A 15123-nucleotide genomic window follows, 5' to 3' on the forward strand; every position below is an offset into this window, starting at 1 on the left:
CCGGGCCCGCGACTAGGCCCGCAGCACCTGTTCCAGGGGCACCGCCTCCAGCCCGTGAGCCTCGGCCACGGGCCGGTTGGTCAGGTGCCCCTCGTGCGTGTTCAGGCCGGCGGCCAGCGCCGGATCTCTCCGAAGGGCCTCCCGCCAGCCCACCTGGGCGATCGCGAGGGCGTAGGGGACGGTCACGTTGGTCAGCGCGTACGTCGAGGTGTGCGGCACCGCGCCCGGCATGTTGGCCACGCAGTAGAACACCGAGTCGTGCACCCGGTAGGTCGGGTCGGCGTGGGTGGTGGGCCGGGAGTCCTCGAAGCAACCGCCCTGGTCGATGGAGATGTCCACCAGGACCGACCCCGGCCTCATCCGCGAGACCAGCGCGTTGTCGACCAGCTTGGGAGCCCTCGCCCCCGGGATCAGCACCGCGCCGATGACCAGATCCGCGTTCAGCACCGCCCGTTCGATCTCGTACGTGGAGGAGGCGATGGTCCTGCAGTGGCCCTTGTAGATCATGTCCGCCTGGCGGAGCCTGTCGATGTCGCGGTCGAGCAGCAGCACCTCCGCCTGCATGCCGAGCGCGATGACCGCGGCGTTCATGCCGGAGACCCCGGCGCCGATCACGACCACGCTGGCCGGATGCACTCCCGACACCCCGCCCATCAGCACGCCGCGGCCGCCCCCGGGGCGCATCAGGTGGTACGCCCCCACCTGGGGGGCGAGCCGCCCGGCCACCTCCGACATGGGGGCGAGCAGCGGCAGGGAGCCGTTCGCGTTCTGCACGGTCTCGTAGGCGATGCCGGTGACCCCGGTCTCCAGCATGGCCCGGGTGCACGCCTGCGAGGCGGCCAGATGCAGGTAGGTGAAGAGCACCTGGCCCTTGCGCATCCGGTGGTACTCCTCGGAGATCGGCTCCTTGACCTTCAGTACCAGCTCGCCCGCGGCCCACACCTCGTCGGCCGAGTCCAGGATGGTCGCGCCGACGCGTCGGAAGTCGGCGTCGGGAATGGAGGACCCCACCCCGGCGTCCTTCTCGACGAAGACCTCGTGGCCGTTCCTGATGAACTCGTGGGCCCCGCCGGGGGTGAGCGCCACGCGATATTCGTGGTTCTTGACCTCGCGGGGAACGGAGATTTTCACGGCTCCTCCAGGGTGGGCGCGTGTCCTCTACATTCACTGTGCGTTCCCCGAAAGAGAGTCATCACGCGCAAGGCGGCAGGAATGGGGGCAGAGTTGATGACATTCCGTCAGCAATCGCCGACGTTCGGTTTCCCGAAGGGTGTCGTGACGTGCGGGGTTACCGGCTCCCCGCACCGGTCGGTAGGCTCGCCGCGAGCAGATGCGAGGAATACGGGGATATGACGATGGGGATGCACGCGGGGCAGGGTGAGCCGCCCGTACCGCAAGGGCCTCCAGGAGGGTCTGACGACCCTCCTGACGCGCCGTGGTCCTCGCCCGGCTCCTATGACGCCTTCACCCCGCCGGGGCGTTCTGGCGCCTCGTCCGGACGTCACGCCCGCGGCCCCGGCGAACCGGACGCCGGCCCCTCCGGCGCCTCGGACGGCTCCGACGGCCCGGACGGTCACACCGCCTTCGGCGCTCCAGGTCGCGGCGATCGGGGCCTCGGCGGCCCGGGTCCCGTTCCCGGTTCCGATCACGGTTCCGGCTTCGACGCCTTCGGCGGTTACGGCCGCGTCGGTCCTGACCGCGACGCCTTCGGCGCTCCCGGCAGGGGCGGCTCCGACGTCGACGCTCTCGGTGATCCTCGCCGAAGTGGTCCCGGCGGCGCCGTCTTCGGTGGTTCCGGCAGCCCTGGCTTCGACGCTTTCGGTGGGCCCGGTCGGGTTGGTCCTGACGGCGACGCTTTCGGTGGTTCCGGTGGTTCCGGCTTCGACGCTCTCGGTGATCCTCGCCGAAGTGGTCCCGGCGGCGACGTCTTCGGTGGTCCTGGCGGCTCTGATTTTGATGCTTTTAGTGCTAAAGGTTCTAGTTTCGACGCTTTTGGTGCCGGCGGGGTGAGGCCCGATGGTCCCGGTTTCGGCGACCCGGGTCCCGGCGGTGCGAGTTTCGGCGATCAAGGACCGGGCGGTCTCGGCTTCGAGAGGACGGTTCCCCTGGGGCAGGGCCCCGGCGATCCGGCGGACCCGATCGTGGAGGAGCCGGGCGGCCCGGTTCCCGAGGGGCCGGGCGGCCCCGGCTCCGACCTCCCGCCTCCCGCCGGAGGAAAGGAGCTCCCCGCTCGGGGACCCGTGAGCCCGGGACCCGGCGGGCCGATCCCGGGCGCACCGGGGACCGGTGAGAAGCGGGCCGGAGAAGCGCCGGACGGGGCGCCCAGGGCGAGCCGCGCCACGACCGCGATCCTGGTGACCACCCTCGTCGTCGTCGTGCTGATCACCGGCGTGCTCGGCACCATCGCGGTGCTCATGACCCGCAACCCCGACATGCCGCTCGGTGGCACACCACCCAGGCGGCTGGCGAACCCCATTCACTTCGCCCCGGTGACCGAGGTGAGGCCCGGAGCCTGCACGGTCGCCGAGACCTATCCCGACGACCTCGGGCAGAACTGCTACTCGCTCGGCGCGGGGATCACCGTGAACGCGGTGAGGAAGATCGAGACGATCCAGGAGAAGAGCGGCGCCTACTCGGTCAGGATCGCGTTCGCGCCCGCCTTCCGCGAGCAGATCAACGACCTGACCGCGGAGGCGGTGAACGCGGACGACCCGGTCAGGCAGCAGATCGCGATCGTCGTGGGACAGAAGGTGGTGGCGGCCCCCAAGGTCGCCCAGACGATCACCGACGACAGCCTGAGCATCGCGGGCTCCTTCACCAAGGAGCAGGCGGACGCGATGGTCGTCAAGCTGCTCGGCTCGGGCGACGTCGTCCCACAGCCGTCGGACGTCCCGCAGCCGAACGGATCGGTCTTCACCCCGCCCGCCGACCCGGGCGCGACCCCTCCGGCGAACCAGCCCCTGACCCCTCAGGGAAACCAGAACCAGCCCGTGACCCCCACCGACAACCAGCCGGTGACCCCTCCGGCGAACACCGGCGGGGACCCGGCCGCCACGAACCCCTCGGGAACCTCTGGAACCTCGGGGACCGGCCAGAACCGCCCGGCGAACACCACGGGAGCCACCTCGGGGAACACGTCCGCCGAGGGACTCGACCGCAAGTTCGCCACCTGCAAGGCCGCGAGGGAGAACGGGTACGGCCCCTACACCCGGGGTGTCCACGAGGAGTACCAGTGGTACATCGACGGGGACAACGACGGCGTCGCCTGCGAGCTGGGCGACGCCGGCTGAGGCCGGTCGGCGCGGCCCTCCCCGCGACGGTCATCCCTCCAGGGCGATGTCGTGGGGCCGGATGGGCACCCGGGGCAGCCGCAGGCCGGTGGCGGCCCGTACGGCGGCGGCCACCGCGGGAGTGGACGAGAGCGTGGGCGGCTCGCCCGCGCCGCGCAGCCCGTAAGGGGCGTTCGGGTCGGGATTCTCCATGATCGACAGCCGCATGGGCGGCATGTCGAGGATGGTGGGGATCAGGTAGTCGGTGAACGAGGGATTGAGCACCAGCCCGTCGCGGACCTGGATCTCCTCCATGAGCGCCAGCCCCAGCCCCTGGGCCGAGCCGCCGTGGATCTGTCCCTCCAGCGCGAGCGGGTTCATGATCTTTCCCACGTCCTGCACGGCGGCCAGCTCGACCACCTTGACCAGGCCGAGCTCCACGTCCACGTCCACCACGGCCCGGTGGACGCACAGGGCGAGCTGGGTGTGCGAGTCGCCCTGGCCGGTGAGCGGGTCCAGGGGGAAGGTGGGCCGGTGCCGGTACTGTCTCGTCTCCTCCACAGCACCGGCCCGCTCCAGCGCCTCCACCAGGGACGTCCCGTCGCCCGTCAGCTTCGCGAGCCGTTCCCTCACCGCCTGGCAGGCCGCCCTGACCGCGCCTCCGGTGACGTAGGACTGGCGCGAGGCGGACGAGGATCCGGCGGAACCGACCGAGGTGTCCGCCCCCGCGACCGTCACCGCGTCGATCCCCAGCTCGGTCCTGGCGATCTGCTCCTGGACCATCAGCAGGCCCTGCCCCACCTCGGCCGCCGCCGTGTGCACCAGGACGTGCGGCTCGCCACCGATCAGCTCCACCCGCACCCTCGCGGTCGAGTAGTCGTCGAAGCCCTCGGAGAAGCAGATGTTCTTGATGCCCACGCCGTACCCGACACCGCGCCGCACCCCCTCGCCGCGCGTGGTCTGCGAGACGCCGCCCGGCAGGCTCCGCAGATCCGGTGAGTCCGTGACCTCCGGCGCGGCGGGCAGCGGCATCGCGTCGAGCTCCCTGAGCATCTCGGCGAGCGGCGCGGGGGAGTCGATCACCTGCCCGGTGGCCAGCACCGACCCCTGGGAGACCGCGTTGCGCACCCTCACCTCGACCGGGGAGATCCCGCACGCCTCGGCGAGCCGGTCCATCTGCGACTCGTACGCGTAGCACGCCTGCACCGCGCCGAAGCCGCGCATCGCGCCGCAGGGCGGGTTGTTGGTGTAGACGCCGTAGGCGTCGATCCAGACGTTGTCCACCTCGTAAGGCCCCACCCCCAGGGAGGCCGCGTTGCCCACCACCGCGGGAGAGGTGGAACAGTAGGCGCCGCCGTCCAGCAGGATCTCCGCCCGCACGTACAACAGCCTGCCGTCGCGGGTGGCACCGTGCTCGTAGCGCATCCGGGCGGGGTGGCGGTGGACGTGGCCGTAGAAGGACTCCTCGCGGTTATAGACGATCTTCACGGGGCGGCCGGTGCGCAGGGCCAGCATGCACGCGTGGACCTGCATGGACAGGTCCTCGCGCGCGCCGAACGCCCCGCCCACCCCGGCCAGGGAGAGCCGCACCTTCTCCTCGGGCAGCCCCAGGCACGGCGCGATCTGCTCCCGGTCGGAGTGCAGCCACTGCGTGGCGATGTACAGGTCCACCCCGCCGTCCTCGGCGGGTACGGCCAGGCCGGACTCGGGGCCGAGGAACGCCTGGTCCTGCATGCCGACCTCGTACTCGCCGGTGACGACCACCGGGGCCTCGAAGGTGGAGCCGACCCGGATCGGCTGGTGGCGCAGCACGTTGCCGCTCTCGTGGACCGAGGGGCAGGAGGCGTCGAAGGCGGCCCGGCGCGGGTCGGTGACGGCCTCGCGGACCTCGTACTCCACCACGACGGCCTCGGCCGCCCGCCTGGCGCGCTCGGGGTGGTCGGCGGCGACCAGCGCGACCGGCTCGCCCTGGTAGCGGACCTGGTCGACGGCGAGCACCGGCTGGTCCCTGTGCTCCAGGCCGTAGAACTTCGCGCCGGGAACGTCCTCGTGGGTGAGCACCGCGTACACACCGGGCATGGCGAGCGCGGGGCCGATGTCGATCGAGCGGATCCACGCAGACGGATGCGGGCTGCGCAGGGTGACCCCCCAGATCATGTCCGCCAGGTACAGGTCGGAGGAGTAGGCGAACTCGCCCGTCACCTTCAGCGTCCCGTCGGGGCGCAGGACGCTCTCGCCGACGCCGCGATGCCGCCGCGTTTCGATGCCACTCATGTCAGCAGTACATCAGCCGGGTGCGGGGGAGGACATGGCAGGCACGACGGAACGCGGGGGGCGGCCGTTGGCGACTCTTGCGGTTGCGCCCGGCACCCGGGCGTTGACCGGCCACGGCTCCTGCCGTCGAGCGGCCCGCGAAGCTCCCGGAACCACCCACGGGCGCATCCGTTGCCGTGTCACCGCCCTGGCCGGGACAGACGCCTAGCCCAGGGGCGTGACCGGCTCTTCCCGGGCCAGGACAGCCTCCTCCGTCAATGCCTGCTCCTCCACCTCCGCGTTCCCCCTCTCCCTGGCCGTCGCGAGGGAGCGCGCGAGGTAGGCCGAGGCCTGTTCCGTGTCGCCGAGGAGCCGGTGGGAGCGGGCCAGACCGAGCAGCAGGTACGGTTCGGCGACGCTCAGCCGCTCGGCGCGCGCGCAGCCGAGAGCGGCCTCGAAGGAGGCCTTGGCCGACACGGCGTCCCCCCTGCTGAGATGGGTCTCGCCGATCCTGTTGTGCACGGACGCCTCCTGGTACCGGTTGCCGTCCTTGCGGCACATGGTCAGGGCTTCGTCCAGCACCTCCAGCGCCTGCTCGAACCGGCGCAGGCCGTTGTATCCCGCTCCGAGCATGGTGAGCGCGTAGTGCTCGCCCGACCTGTGCTCGATCGCGTTCGCGATCTCCCGTTGTTTCCGGGCACAGTCGATGGTCTCCTCGTAGCGGCCCAGTTCGAGGTAGTTCATGGCGAGATTGCCCAGTGCTCTCTGCTCCCCGTGCGCGTCGGAGAGCCGGCGATACAGGATCAGCTGATGCCGGAGGTGGTGCACGGCCTCCGCCGGGCGGTTGGCCATGTTCAGCGCGAGACCCGCGAAGCCGTGGGCGTACGACTCGATGCTGTGATCGTCCAGCCGCCGGCCGATCGCGAGAGGCTGCGAGCTGATCTCGAGGAGCTGGCCGTGGAGACCGGTGTGGTGGAGGTGCCAGAACAGTGCGAAGACCAGGGCCACCCCGAGCCGGGCGGTTCGTTCCCGGGAGGCGGACATCGCCTGGGAGGCGGCGGACAGTAGGTTGGCCTGCTCCCGGTGCAGCCAGTCGCGGGCCTCCTCGCACGAGGTCAGTGGGAGGGGTGCGGCGCTGAGGTCGACGTCCGTCTGCGCCGGGCGCGGGTAGCGGCCCACCTTTATGGCCAGGCGGGTGGTTCCGACGTACGAGCTCAACGCCCGGTCCAGCATGGCGTCGCGGTCGGCTTCCGGCTCCTCGCTCGCGGCCTGCTCTTTGGCGAACAGACGAACCAGGTCGTGCAACCGGTATCTTCCGGGCTCGTCCATCTCCGCGAGGTGCGCGTCGACGAGCCGTTCCATGGCGTGCTCCGCCATCTCCACCGAGACGTCCAGCAGGGCGCCGACGATGTGCGCCGTCACGTCGGCCGTCTGCAGCACGCCGAGGGCGCGCAGCGCGCGGGCGGCCGTCCGGTCGAGGAGTTGGTCGCTGCCGGCGAGCGTGTCGTAGCTGACGGCCAGGCTGGTCCGTACCGCGATATCGCCCGCCGCCAGTTCCCTCAGCCGACCGTGCTCGTCGTTCAGCCGGTCCACCAGGTCGGTCACCTTCCAGCGTGGCCGGTTCGCCAGCCGGGCTCCGGCGATGCCGACGGCGAGTGGCATGCCCGCGCAGAGATCGATCAGGCGCTTCGTGGCCTGGCTGTCCTGGGCGACTCGTTCGGCTCCGATCAGTTTCGCGAGCATCGCCGAGGACTCGGTCCGTCGCATCCCGGAGATCGGCACGCGGGCGCAGTCGTCGAGCAGGGTGAAGCTCTCCCGGCTGGTCGTCAGGATCGCGTTGCCCCTCGACACCGACAGCAGCGGGCGGATCTGGGCCAGGCCGGCGGCGTCGTCGAGCACGATGAGCATCTGGCGGCCGTCGAGTTCGCCGCGCCAGCGTGCCGCGGCCTCCTCGACGTCGGCGGGGACGGTGTGCGGGGGCATGCCGAGGTCACGCAGGAACCTGGTGATCACCTCGATCGGTTCGAGTCGTTTCATGCCCGGGGTGGCCCCGCGCAGGTTCACGTACAGCTGCCCGTCGGGAAAGCGGTCGCGGACCAGGTGCGCGGCCCGGATGGCCAGGGTCGATTTACCGGATCCCGGCGCTCCGGTGATCGCGACGACATGGTGCGGCGGGGAGCCGTCCCAGGGGGAGAGCAGTGCTCTCAACCGCACGAGCTCCTCCGCACGCCCGACGAAATCCACGGGATCACGTGGCAACTGCCGGACCGTCGTCCTCTCCGCCGCCGTACGGTTCCCGGAGGGCCGGGTGTGCGTCGGCTTCGGGGTGAGGGAGGCCACCGGCAAGGGCAGGTCGGACAGAGGGGCGGCGCGCAGGATCAGCTCGTGGCACCTGCGGAGACTCTCGTGCGGCTCGATGCCCAGCTCCTCCGAGAGCAGGCGCCGGGTCTCCCGGTAGATCTTCAACGCCTCCGCCTGCCGGCCGCAGTGGTAGAGCGCGGTCATGTGCAGCTCTCGGAGCCGCTCTCGCAACGGGTGCTCCGCGGTCAGGGTGACAAGCCGGGTGGCGGCGTCCTGCGGGTGTCCGAGCAGGAGCAGCAGCTCCGCGTGCAGTTCCAGCGCGACCAGGTGCAGTTCTTCCAGTCTGCGCCGCTCGAACTCGGCGAACGGGCCGGGGATTCCGCTCAGACACGGCCCTCGCCACAGTTTCAGCGCGTCCCTCAGGAACCGCAGGGCCGTCTCGTGGGAGCCTTCGGCGTATGATCTCCGGGCCTGGTCGAGGTGTTCTTTGAACACTTCGGCGTCCACCTGCCCGGGTTCGAGTCGCAGAGCGTATCCGCCCGAGGTGGAGGCGAGCAGCCTCGAAGGTCTTCGTGAATCGCGGTCCGGCTCCAGTGTTCGCCGCAGTTTGGACACGTACGTGTAAACGCTCTGCTCCGCGGTCTTCGGCGGATCCGCCCCCCACACGCCGTCGATCAACTGGTCTTTCGTAACCGCCCGTCCGGTATTGGCGGCCAGGACGCAGAGAATCGCCTGCTGCCGGGGCTCTCCCAACTCAAGTTCGTCGGAGAGTCTACGGACGACCACCGAGCCCAGCACGCCGATGTGGAAATCCCCCGGCCGGGGGCCGTCATCCATCCTCACGATTTCGTCGGTCCTGCCCATTCGGATTCCCACATGCGGTCAAGCATGGCGTAGCGAATTCGCGGAAGCCAGGTCCAGCCGATGGGTTCGCGTCGAAGTGGAGGTCGCGTCATCCTCCGCCCGGATGCCGTAAGAACGCGGACGACATGATTTCGATCACTTCTCGCACGCACCCGATCACATTTTGTATTCGAGGTGGGACGTCCGGGAACCGGACATGAATCAAGTCGGGCGATGGTCTCCGCGTGTCCCCGGGAGTGTCCGCGAGAGCGATTCCGGGTGGTCGTGGCCAGAACGCCGTCCGAAACCATTCGGGCCATTTTGGGAGAGTCCTGAGAACGCGTGATCCACCGAGGCCGGAGGGATTCTCCAGGACTCTCGCGGTGGTCGGCGAGACATGCCGGACCGGATTCGATGCGAACCTGACCGCCGCGCTCGTCTTCACCGACGATGAGATGCCGCGCTCCGGAAACCACGACGGGCGCCTTCCGGGCACATACCCGTTACCGGAAGACCGGGAAGCAGAACCTAGACGATTCCCGCTTTGGCGATGCGGATCCCCGCCTGGAGTCTGCTGTGCGCCCCGATCCGCCCCATCGCGTTGGCCATATGGCGGCGCACGGTGCGGGAGGTCAGCCCGAGCCGGCGGCCGATCACCTCGTCCGTCATGCCCTCCGCGGCCATTCGCAAGATGGTCTTCTCCTGCTCCGTGAGTGAGAACGGCGCCTTCCACTCCCGCGGACGCTGTTCGGCGCGTGACCAGACGTGCTCGAACAGGTCTCCCAGCAACGAGAGCAGCGCGGGGGTACGCACCACGGCCATCCGGGACGTGTGGCCCGTCAAGGCGATGTGATCGTCGATCACCATGAATCTCTCAGAGATCAGCGGGTCGACCCTCAGCTCCACGGACGCGGGGAAACCGGCTGTTTCGTACGGCGAATCGACCACGATCCTCGTCCGCACCCCCGGCGGGATGCTGGGGGAATCGAAAATCTGGAGAAACGTAGTGTTTCTTCCTGGTTCAGGAAGAAACACATCTATTGACCGTTTCGCGGATGAGCACAGGGTTTCGGCGTCTTGTCGGACCTGGGATCGCTCTCCCCTGGAGGGTGGGACCGGTAAGGAGTGGGTCATGTGCCCCTCGCGTTCGTCGTCCGGGCCGGCGGTGGCAGGGGTGCTCGGCAAGGCCTTCTCGGGCCGGGCCCGAAGAGGCGAACTCCCGCCACCGGACTTCGCCGGATCATTCTGGGATTCTCGCCGTTTCACTGTCGCAGGTGATTCTAGAGATCACCTAGAGACGCTCGCGGGCACGTGCCGTGTGCGCCGACTGGGGCGAGAGGCCGAACTCAAGAGAGGTCGAAGTGGGGGCGAGCCGCCCGCGCTCGCTGCTTTCCCCGAGGCTTTCCCGTGGGCGGATCATGCTCGTTTACTTTCCTGTGGGGCGTGCGCATTCCTGGTTTTCCGTGAGCCGAAACAGTTCGGGGCTTTCTTTGCGTCCGCCGCGAAATGGCCGTCCGTCTTCCCTGGCTTCGGCTGACCGCTTTAGGACATTGACTTGATGGTGGATTGTTTCAATATATTTTCAGGGTGACGACTGATTCCAAACGTGAGGATACCGAGAGGGCGCTCGGCGACAGGGGGTCGTGAGCCGACCGGCCTGCGGACCGGTCGGCGACGAAAAGCGAGAGGAACGGATGACGCCTACGAGAGGTCGAGTGGCCGTCGGCGGCACCCTCGACCTGGGTCATGCGGCCCACGAGCCGTGACCTGCGACGAAGCGGAACGTGTACAAAGTGGATCACACACGTGTGCTCTTCCGGCCGGGATCCTCCGTGAGGAACAACGATCATCACGGAAGGGGTTCGGATCCCGGCTCGGCCGCGATCGGTGGCGCCAACCATCCGGGGGCGCGGACGCCCCGGTGTTCAATGATTCCGTCTTGCTGAAGCGTGCATGAGGGAAACCTGCGCGCTCACATCGGCGCGAGCGCGCCGGTTTCGTCGGGTGGAGCGGCTCACTGGCTGGAAGCTCTCCATAGAGGGCGGGGCGGGGTGTGTCGTTCCTTGTCCTTCGGCCGGGCTGAGTCGTCGCTCAGTCTGGGTGGTTCCAGCCCAGGTAGGCCTGGGCGCTAGTCGTCTGCAAAGAATACTTGCCGGTGTCCTTCGAGGGGGCAGACGAATCAGCACTCGCGGTCGTAACATTGCCAGTGACGGCAAAAGTAGCCGTAAACAGCATGGCGAGGGCAGACAAGGCAAGACGTCGGCGCACGGGGAGACTCCTGTCGTAGGTTCTGCTGCTCAAATGATATCTTTCAAGGGGTAACGTGACCGGTCAAGACTTGGTGGGGCAGCGCATCAAAACCGCCCGTCGGCAACGGGGTCTTTCTCAGGCGCAGCTCGCTCATCCAGAGTTGTCGGACAGTTACGTCTCTCTCATCGAGAGTGGCAAGCGTACTCCGACCCCCGCGGTGCTGGAGCTTCTCGCGGAAAAACTCGACTGCTCCCTGACCTATCTGATCAACGGCGTCACCGCCGAGCAGATGCAGGAGATCGAGCTCGCGCTGAGCTACGCACAGATGGCCCTGGACAACGGCGAGGTCGTCGAAGCCCGCAACCGCTACGCCGAGCTTCTCGCAGACAGCGGCCTGGCCGGCCTGCCCCAGCTACGGCAGGACGTCGAGTACGGTCTCGCCCTCGCGACCGAGGCCTGCGGCGACCTGAAGCAGGCGATCGTCCTCTTCAGCGGGCTGCACGAGAGCGACACGACGGTCATGAGCCCCGAGCGTCACATCGCGGTCGCCGTCGCGCTCTCGCGCTGCTACCGCGAGATCGGAGACCTCACCCGGGCGATGGAGGTTCCCGAGCGGATCCTCACCGGCGCGGTCAGGCCCGCCTGGACCGACGGTCTCATGAGGCTGGGCAGCCAGCTCTTCGCCGCGTACGTGGAGCGGGGTGACCTGCTGCGGGCCCGCCAGTTCGCCGCCGAGCTGGTCGCCGCCGCCGAGCTCCTCGGCACCCCGATGGCGCTCACCCTGGCGCACTGGGGCGCCGCGATCGCCGCCGTCGAGACCGGTCACACCGACGAGGCGGTCACGCACGCCGAGCGCGCCCTGGCCATCCAGTCCGAGTACGGCGACCCCCGTCGGCTGGCCCGGCTGCGCGGCGACTACGCCCAGGTCATGCTGATCGCCCGGCCCATGGAGGCCGAGAGCTGGCGTGACGTGCTGCTCAAGGTGGAGAAGGAGCTCGCGGAGAGCTCCGCCGGCTCGATCACCAAGATGCGCTGCGCGATGAGCCTCGTCCGGGTGGAGCTGCTGCTCGCCCGCCCCGACCGGGCCGAGGAGTACATGCGCTTCGTCTGCGGCCTGCTCGACGGCATGCCCAAGGCCCTGCAGGCGGAGGCACGCCTGCTGCACGGCGAGACCCTCGCGGCGCTGGGCATGCAGGCCGAGGCGTCGCGGGAACTGTCCGCCGGGGCCGAGTGCCTGGAGCAGGCGCCCGAGACCCGCTTCACCGCCCATGCCTGGCTGACCGCGGCCCGCGTCCTGGAGCGGATCGACGAGCCCGACCGGAGCATCGACGCCTACAAGCGGGCGATGGCCTGCGTCGGCCTGTAGATCGAGACGGTGAGGGCGACCCGCGCGGTCGCGGATCGGACAGGGGGGTCGAGACCGCGCGGTCTCGTCGGTAGCCTTGTGGTTGCCATGAAGACTTCCCCTGTCGCGGTCGCCCTCGCGCTTCTCGCCGCCCTCGTTCTCGGCACGGCCTTCGCCTCGCCCGCCCTCGCCCATGACCGGCTCAAGAGCAGTGATCCGGCCAAGGGCGCGAAGGTCGAGAGCCTGGAGGAGGTGAAGCTGACGTTCAGTGCCTCGGTGCGCTTCCCGAACGTCGTCGTGCGCTCCGGCGACGAGACGTACCAGGACGGCAAGCCCGTCGCCGACGGCCCCGTGGTGACCCAGAAGGTCAAGGGAGATCTACCTCCCGGCGCGTACGTCATCGCCTACCGCGTCGTGTCCTCCGACGGCCACCCGATCGAGGGGGAGATCCCCTTCACCCTGCTCGGTTCCGCGGAGCCGTCCCCGTCGCCGTCCTCGGCGAGCCCGGAACCCGCGGAGAGCACGGCCGCCGAAAGCACGGTCGCCGAGAGCACGCCGGTCGCCACGCTCAGCCCGGCCGCCGCAGCCGGGCAGTCCGAGGAACCCGGCTCCTCGGGAGGCGTCCCCGGCTGGATGTGGATCGTCGTCGGAGGCCTGACCGGCATCGGCATCGGCCTGTTCCTCAGCATGCGCGGCAGGAAGAAGACATGAGCAAAACCGCGCGGGCCGCGCAGGCGGCACAGGCCGAGGCGCCGGCGAACGGCCGGGTCGTGAAGCTCGCTCTGGCGGGCGCGGCGGCGGCCGTCGCCGCCCTGGTGATCGCCATGATCGCGGGAGGTGCCGCGAGCCCGCGCATCATTCCCGGCCTGCCCGACCAGGGTTCCTTCACCCGCTGGGGCCTGCCGCTGGCGAAGCTGACGATGGACGCGGCGGGCGTGCTCACCGTCGGCACGCTCCTGGCCGCCGCGTTCCTGCTTCCCAACGACAAGGGCCTGCTGGGCAAACCCGCCCTCGGCTACGTCAAGGCCGCCTCCTGGATCGCCCTCGTCTGGGCCGGGGCCGCCGCGGCCACGATGGTGTTCAGCCTCTCGGAGGCGCTCGGGCTGCCGGTGGCCGACGTGCTCGGCGGCGACGAGCTCACCAGCTTCGCCAGCCAGGTCTCCCAGGGCATCGCGCTCACCCTGGTCGTGCTGTTCTCGGTCGCGATCGCGCTCTTCGCCCGTGGGGCGATCACCGCCGGCGCGGCCGGCGGCCTGCTGGTTCTCGCCCTGGCCACCATGCTCCCGCCCGCCCTGACCGGCCACTCCGCCTCCTCGCCCAACCACGATCTGGCCACCACCGGCGTCGCAGTCCACCTGGTCGTCCTCGCCCTCTGGGTGGGCGGCCTCGGCGTGCTCTGCGCGCACGCGCTGCGCCGTCAGCCGCACCTGGAGATCGCCGCCGCACGCTTCTCGTCCCTCGCGCTGTGGTGCTTCGTCGGGGTGGGACTGTCCGGCCTGTTCAGCGTCCTGGCCAGGCTCAGCGCGATCTCCGAGCTGTTCACCTCCGCCTACGGTCTGCTGCTGCTCGCCAAGACGGCCGCGTTCGCACTGCTCGGCGCCGTCGGCTGGTGGCACCGCACCCGGACCCTGCCGTTGCTCGCGGCGGGCGGATCCGGCACGTTCCTCCGCTTCGCCGGAGGCGAGATCGTCGTCATGTTCGCGGCCGTCGGCCTCGCCGTCGCGCTGTCCCGCACCGCACCGCCCCCGGCGATCCTGCCCGTCGACAGGGCCTTCGAGGTGCTCGGCTACACCATGCCGCCGGAGATCTCGCTCGCCAACCTGGCCTCGCTGTGGTGGTTCGACCTGTTCTCCGGCACGATCATCGCCCTGCTCGCCGGTCTCTACCTCGCCGGTGTCGTACGGCTCACCCGGCGCGGTGACGCCTGGTCCAAGGGGCGTACGGCCGCCTGGTTCACCGGTGTGCTGATCCTGCTGATCGCCACCCAGAGCGGTGTCGCCCGCTACGCCAAGGTGCTGTTCAGCGCGCACATGGCCGAGCACATGACGCTCTCCATGCTGGTGCCGATCTTCCTCGTGCTCGGTGCGCCCGTCACCCTCGCCCTGCGCGCGCTCAAGCCCGCCGCCCGCAGGGGCGACCGGGGGCCGCGGGAGTGGCTGACGACGATTCTGCACAGCAGGTTCGTCCGCTTCATCGCCCATCCGGCGATCGCCACCGCGATCTTCATCGTCTCCACCTACGCGCTGTACTTCACACCGCTGTTCGCCGCCGCGATGGAGGAGCACCTCGGTCACATCGTGATGACGGTGCACTTCCTGCTCAGCGGGACCCTGTTCTTCTGGGTGATCATCGGTGTCGATCCGGCCCCCTACCGGCTGCCGCACGTGGCCCGGCTCATCCTGCTGTTCGTGACCATGCCGTTCCACGCGTTCTTCGGCATCGCGCTGATGAGCATGAGCACCGTGCTCGCCTCCGACTGGTACGACCAGCTCGGCCGGACCTGGGGCGCGTCCGCGATCGAGGACCAGCAGACCGGCGGCGCCATCGCCTGGGCGTTCGGCGAGATCCCGACCCTCATCGTGCTCATCGCGCTCGCCTACCAGTGGTGGCGCCACGACGATCGCGGGGCCCGGCGCGCCGACCGCCGTGCCGACGCCGTCGCGGCCAGAGACGGTGGCAGTGGCGATGCCCAGCTCGACGCGTACAATGACTACCTGGCCAAACTCAACAGGCGAGACGGCGCGGAGTAGCCGGACAGCTACGGCCTTCTATCTTCGAGCCCCCTTAAGGACACCTCCCGGTAGCCTGTGTTTTCAGGGGGCTCGTGCTCACCGCAGCGGGTGCGGCGCTTCGTCATCGCGC

9 protein-coding genes are annotated in these 15123 nt (G+C 69.6%); 4 read left to right on the top strand and 5 right to left on the bottom strand.

What is annotated here, in order from left to right; translation table 11 throughout:
• Positions 1-12: 12 nt before the first annotated feature.
• Entirely contained in the window at positions 13-1131 is a 1119-nt protein-coding gene (ald, locus tag ABT352_RS25290) for an alanine dehydrogenase (protein WP_350947396.1), read from the bottom strand.
• Positions 1132-1238: 107 nt separating this feature from the next.
• Positions 1239-2069: a hypothetical protein gene (locus ABT352_RS25295; protein WP_350947397.1), complete on the bottom strand. Its 831-nt coding sequence runs from the start codon at positions 2067-2069 to the stop codon at positions 1239-1241.
• 171 nt (positions 2070-2240) lie between these two features.
• On the opposite strand from ABT352_RS25295, the gene ABT352_RS25300 reads away from it, so the two are divergent.
• Complete coding sequence (locus ABT352_RS25300; protein ID WP_350947398.1) at positions 2241-3290, top strand: excalibur calcium-binding domain-containing protein; 1050 nt, start codon at positions 2241-2243, stop codon at positions 3288-3290.
• A 30-nt stretch (positions 3291-3320) separates the two neighbouring features.
• Here ABT352_RS25300 and ABT352_RS25305 read toward each other — a convergent pair whose 3' ends face one another.
• The 3 genes from ABT352_RS25305 to ABT352_RS25315 all read right to left on the bottom strand — a co-directional run bounded on the left by ABT352_RS25305 (position 3321) and on the right by ABT352_RS25315 (position 9629).
• The gene (locus ABT352_RS25305; protein WP_350947399.1) at positions 3321-5543 is read right to left on the bottom strand and encodes a xanthine dehydrogenase family protein molybdopterin-binding subunit; all 2223 of its coding nucleotides are present in this window, start codon (positions 5541-5543) and stop codon (positions 3321-3323) included.
• A gap of 204 nt (positions 5544-5747) precedes the next feature.
• Positions 5748-8660 carry an AfsR/SARP family transcriptional regulator gene (locus ABT352_RS25310; RefSeq protein ID WP_350947400.1) on the bottom strand — a complete coding sequence of 971 codons (2913 nt, stop codon included), beginning with the start codon at positions 8658-8660 and terminating at the stop codon, positions 5748-5750.
• 534 nt (positions 8661-9194) lie between these two features.
• Positions 9195-9629, bottom strand: a complete 435-nt coding sequence (locus ABT352_RS25315) for a helix-turn-helix transcriptional regulator (protein WP_350947401.1) — start codon at positions 9627-9629, stop codon at positions 9195-9197.
• Positions 9630-11007: 1378 nt separating this feature from the next.
• On the opposite strand from ABT352_RS25315, the gene ABT352_RS25320 reads away from it, so the two are divergent.
• The 3 genes from ABT352_RS25320 to ABT352_RS25330 all read left to right on the top strand — a co-directional run bounded on the left by ABT352_RS25320 (position 11008) and on the right by ABT352_RS25330 (position 15011).
• Positions 11008-12282: a helix-turn-helix domain-containing protein gene (locus tag ABT352_RS25320; protein ID WP_350947504.1), complete on the top strand. Its 1275-nt coding sequence runs from the start codon at positions 11008-11010 to the stop codon at positions 12280-12282.
• An 87-nt stretch (positions 12283-12369) separates the two neighbouring features.
• A complete protein-coding gene (locus tag ABT352_RS25325) occupies positions 12370-12972 on the top strand; it encodes a copper resistance CopC family protein (RefSeq protein WP_350947402.1) in 603 nt (200 codons plus the stop codon).
• On the top strand, positions 12969-15011 hold the full coding sequence (locus ABT352_RS25330; protein WP_350947403.1) for a bifunctional copper resistance protein CopD/cytochrome c oxidase assembly protein: 2043 nt from the start codon (positions 12969-12971) through the stop codon (positions 15009-15011). Before ABT352_RS25325 ends, ABT352_RS25330 begins: the two co-directional genes overlap by 4 nt.
• Positions 15012-15123: the final 112 nt, after the last annotated feature.

The organism is Streptosporangium sp. NPDC000563, assembly GCF_040299985.1.
Lineage (GTDB): Bacteria > Actinomycetota > Actinomycetes > Streptosporangiales > Streptosporangiaceae > Streptosporangium.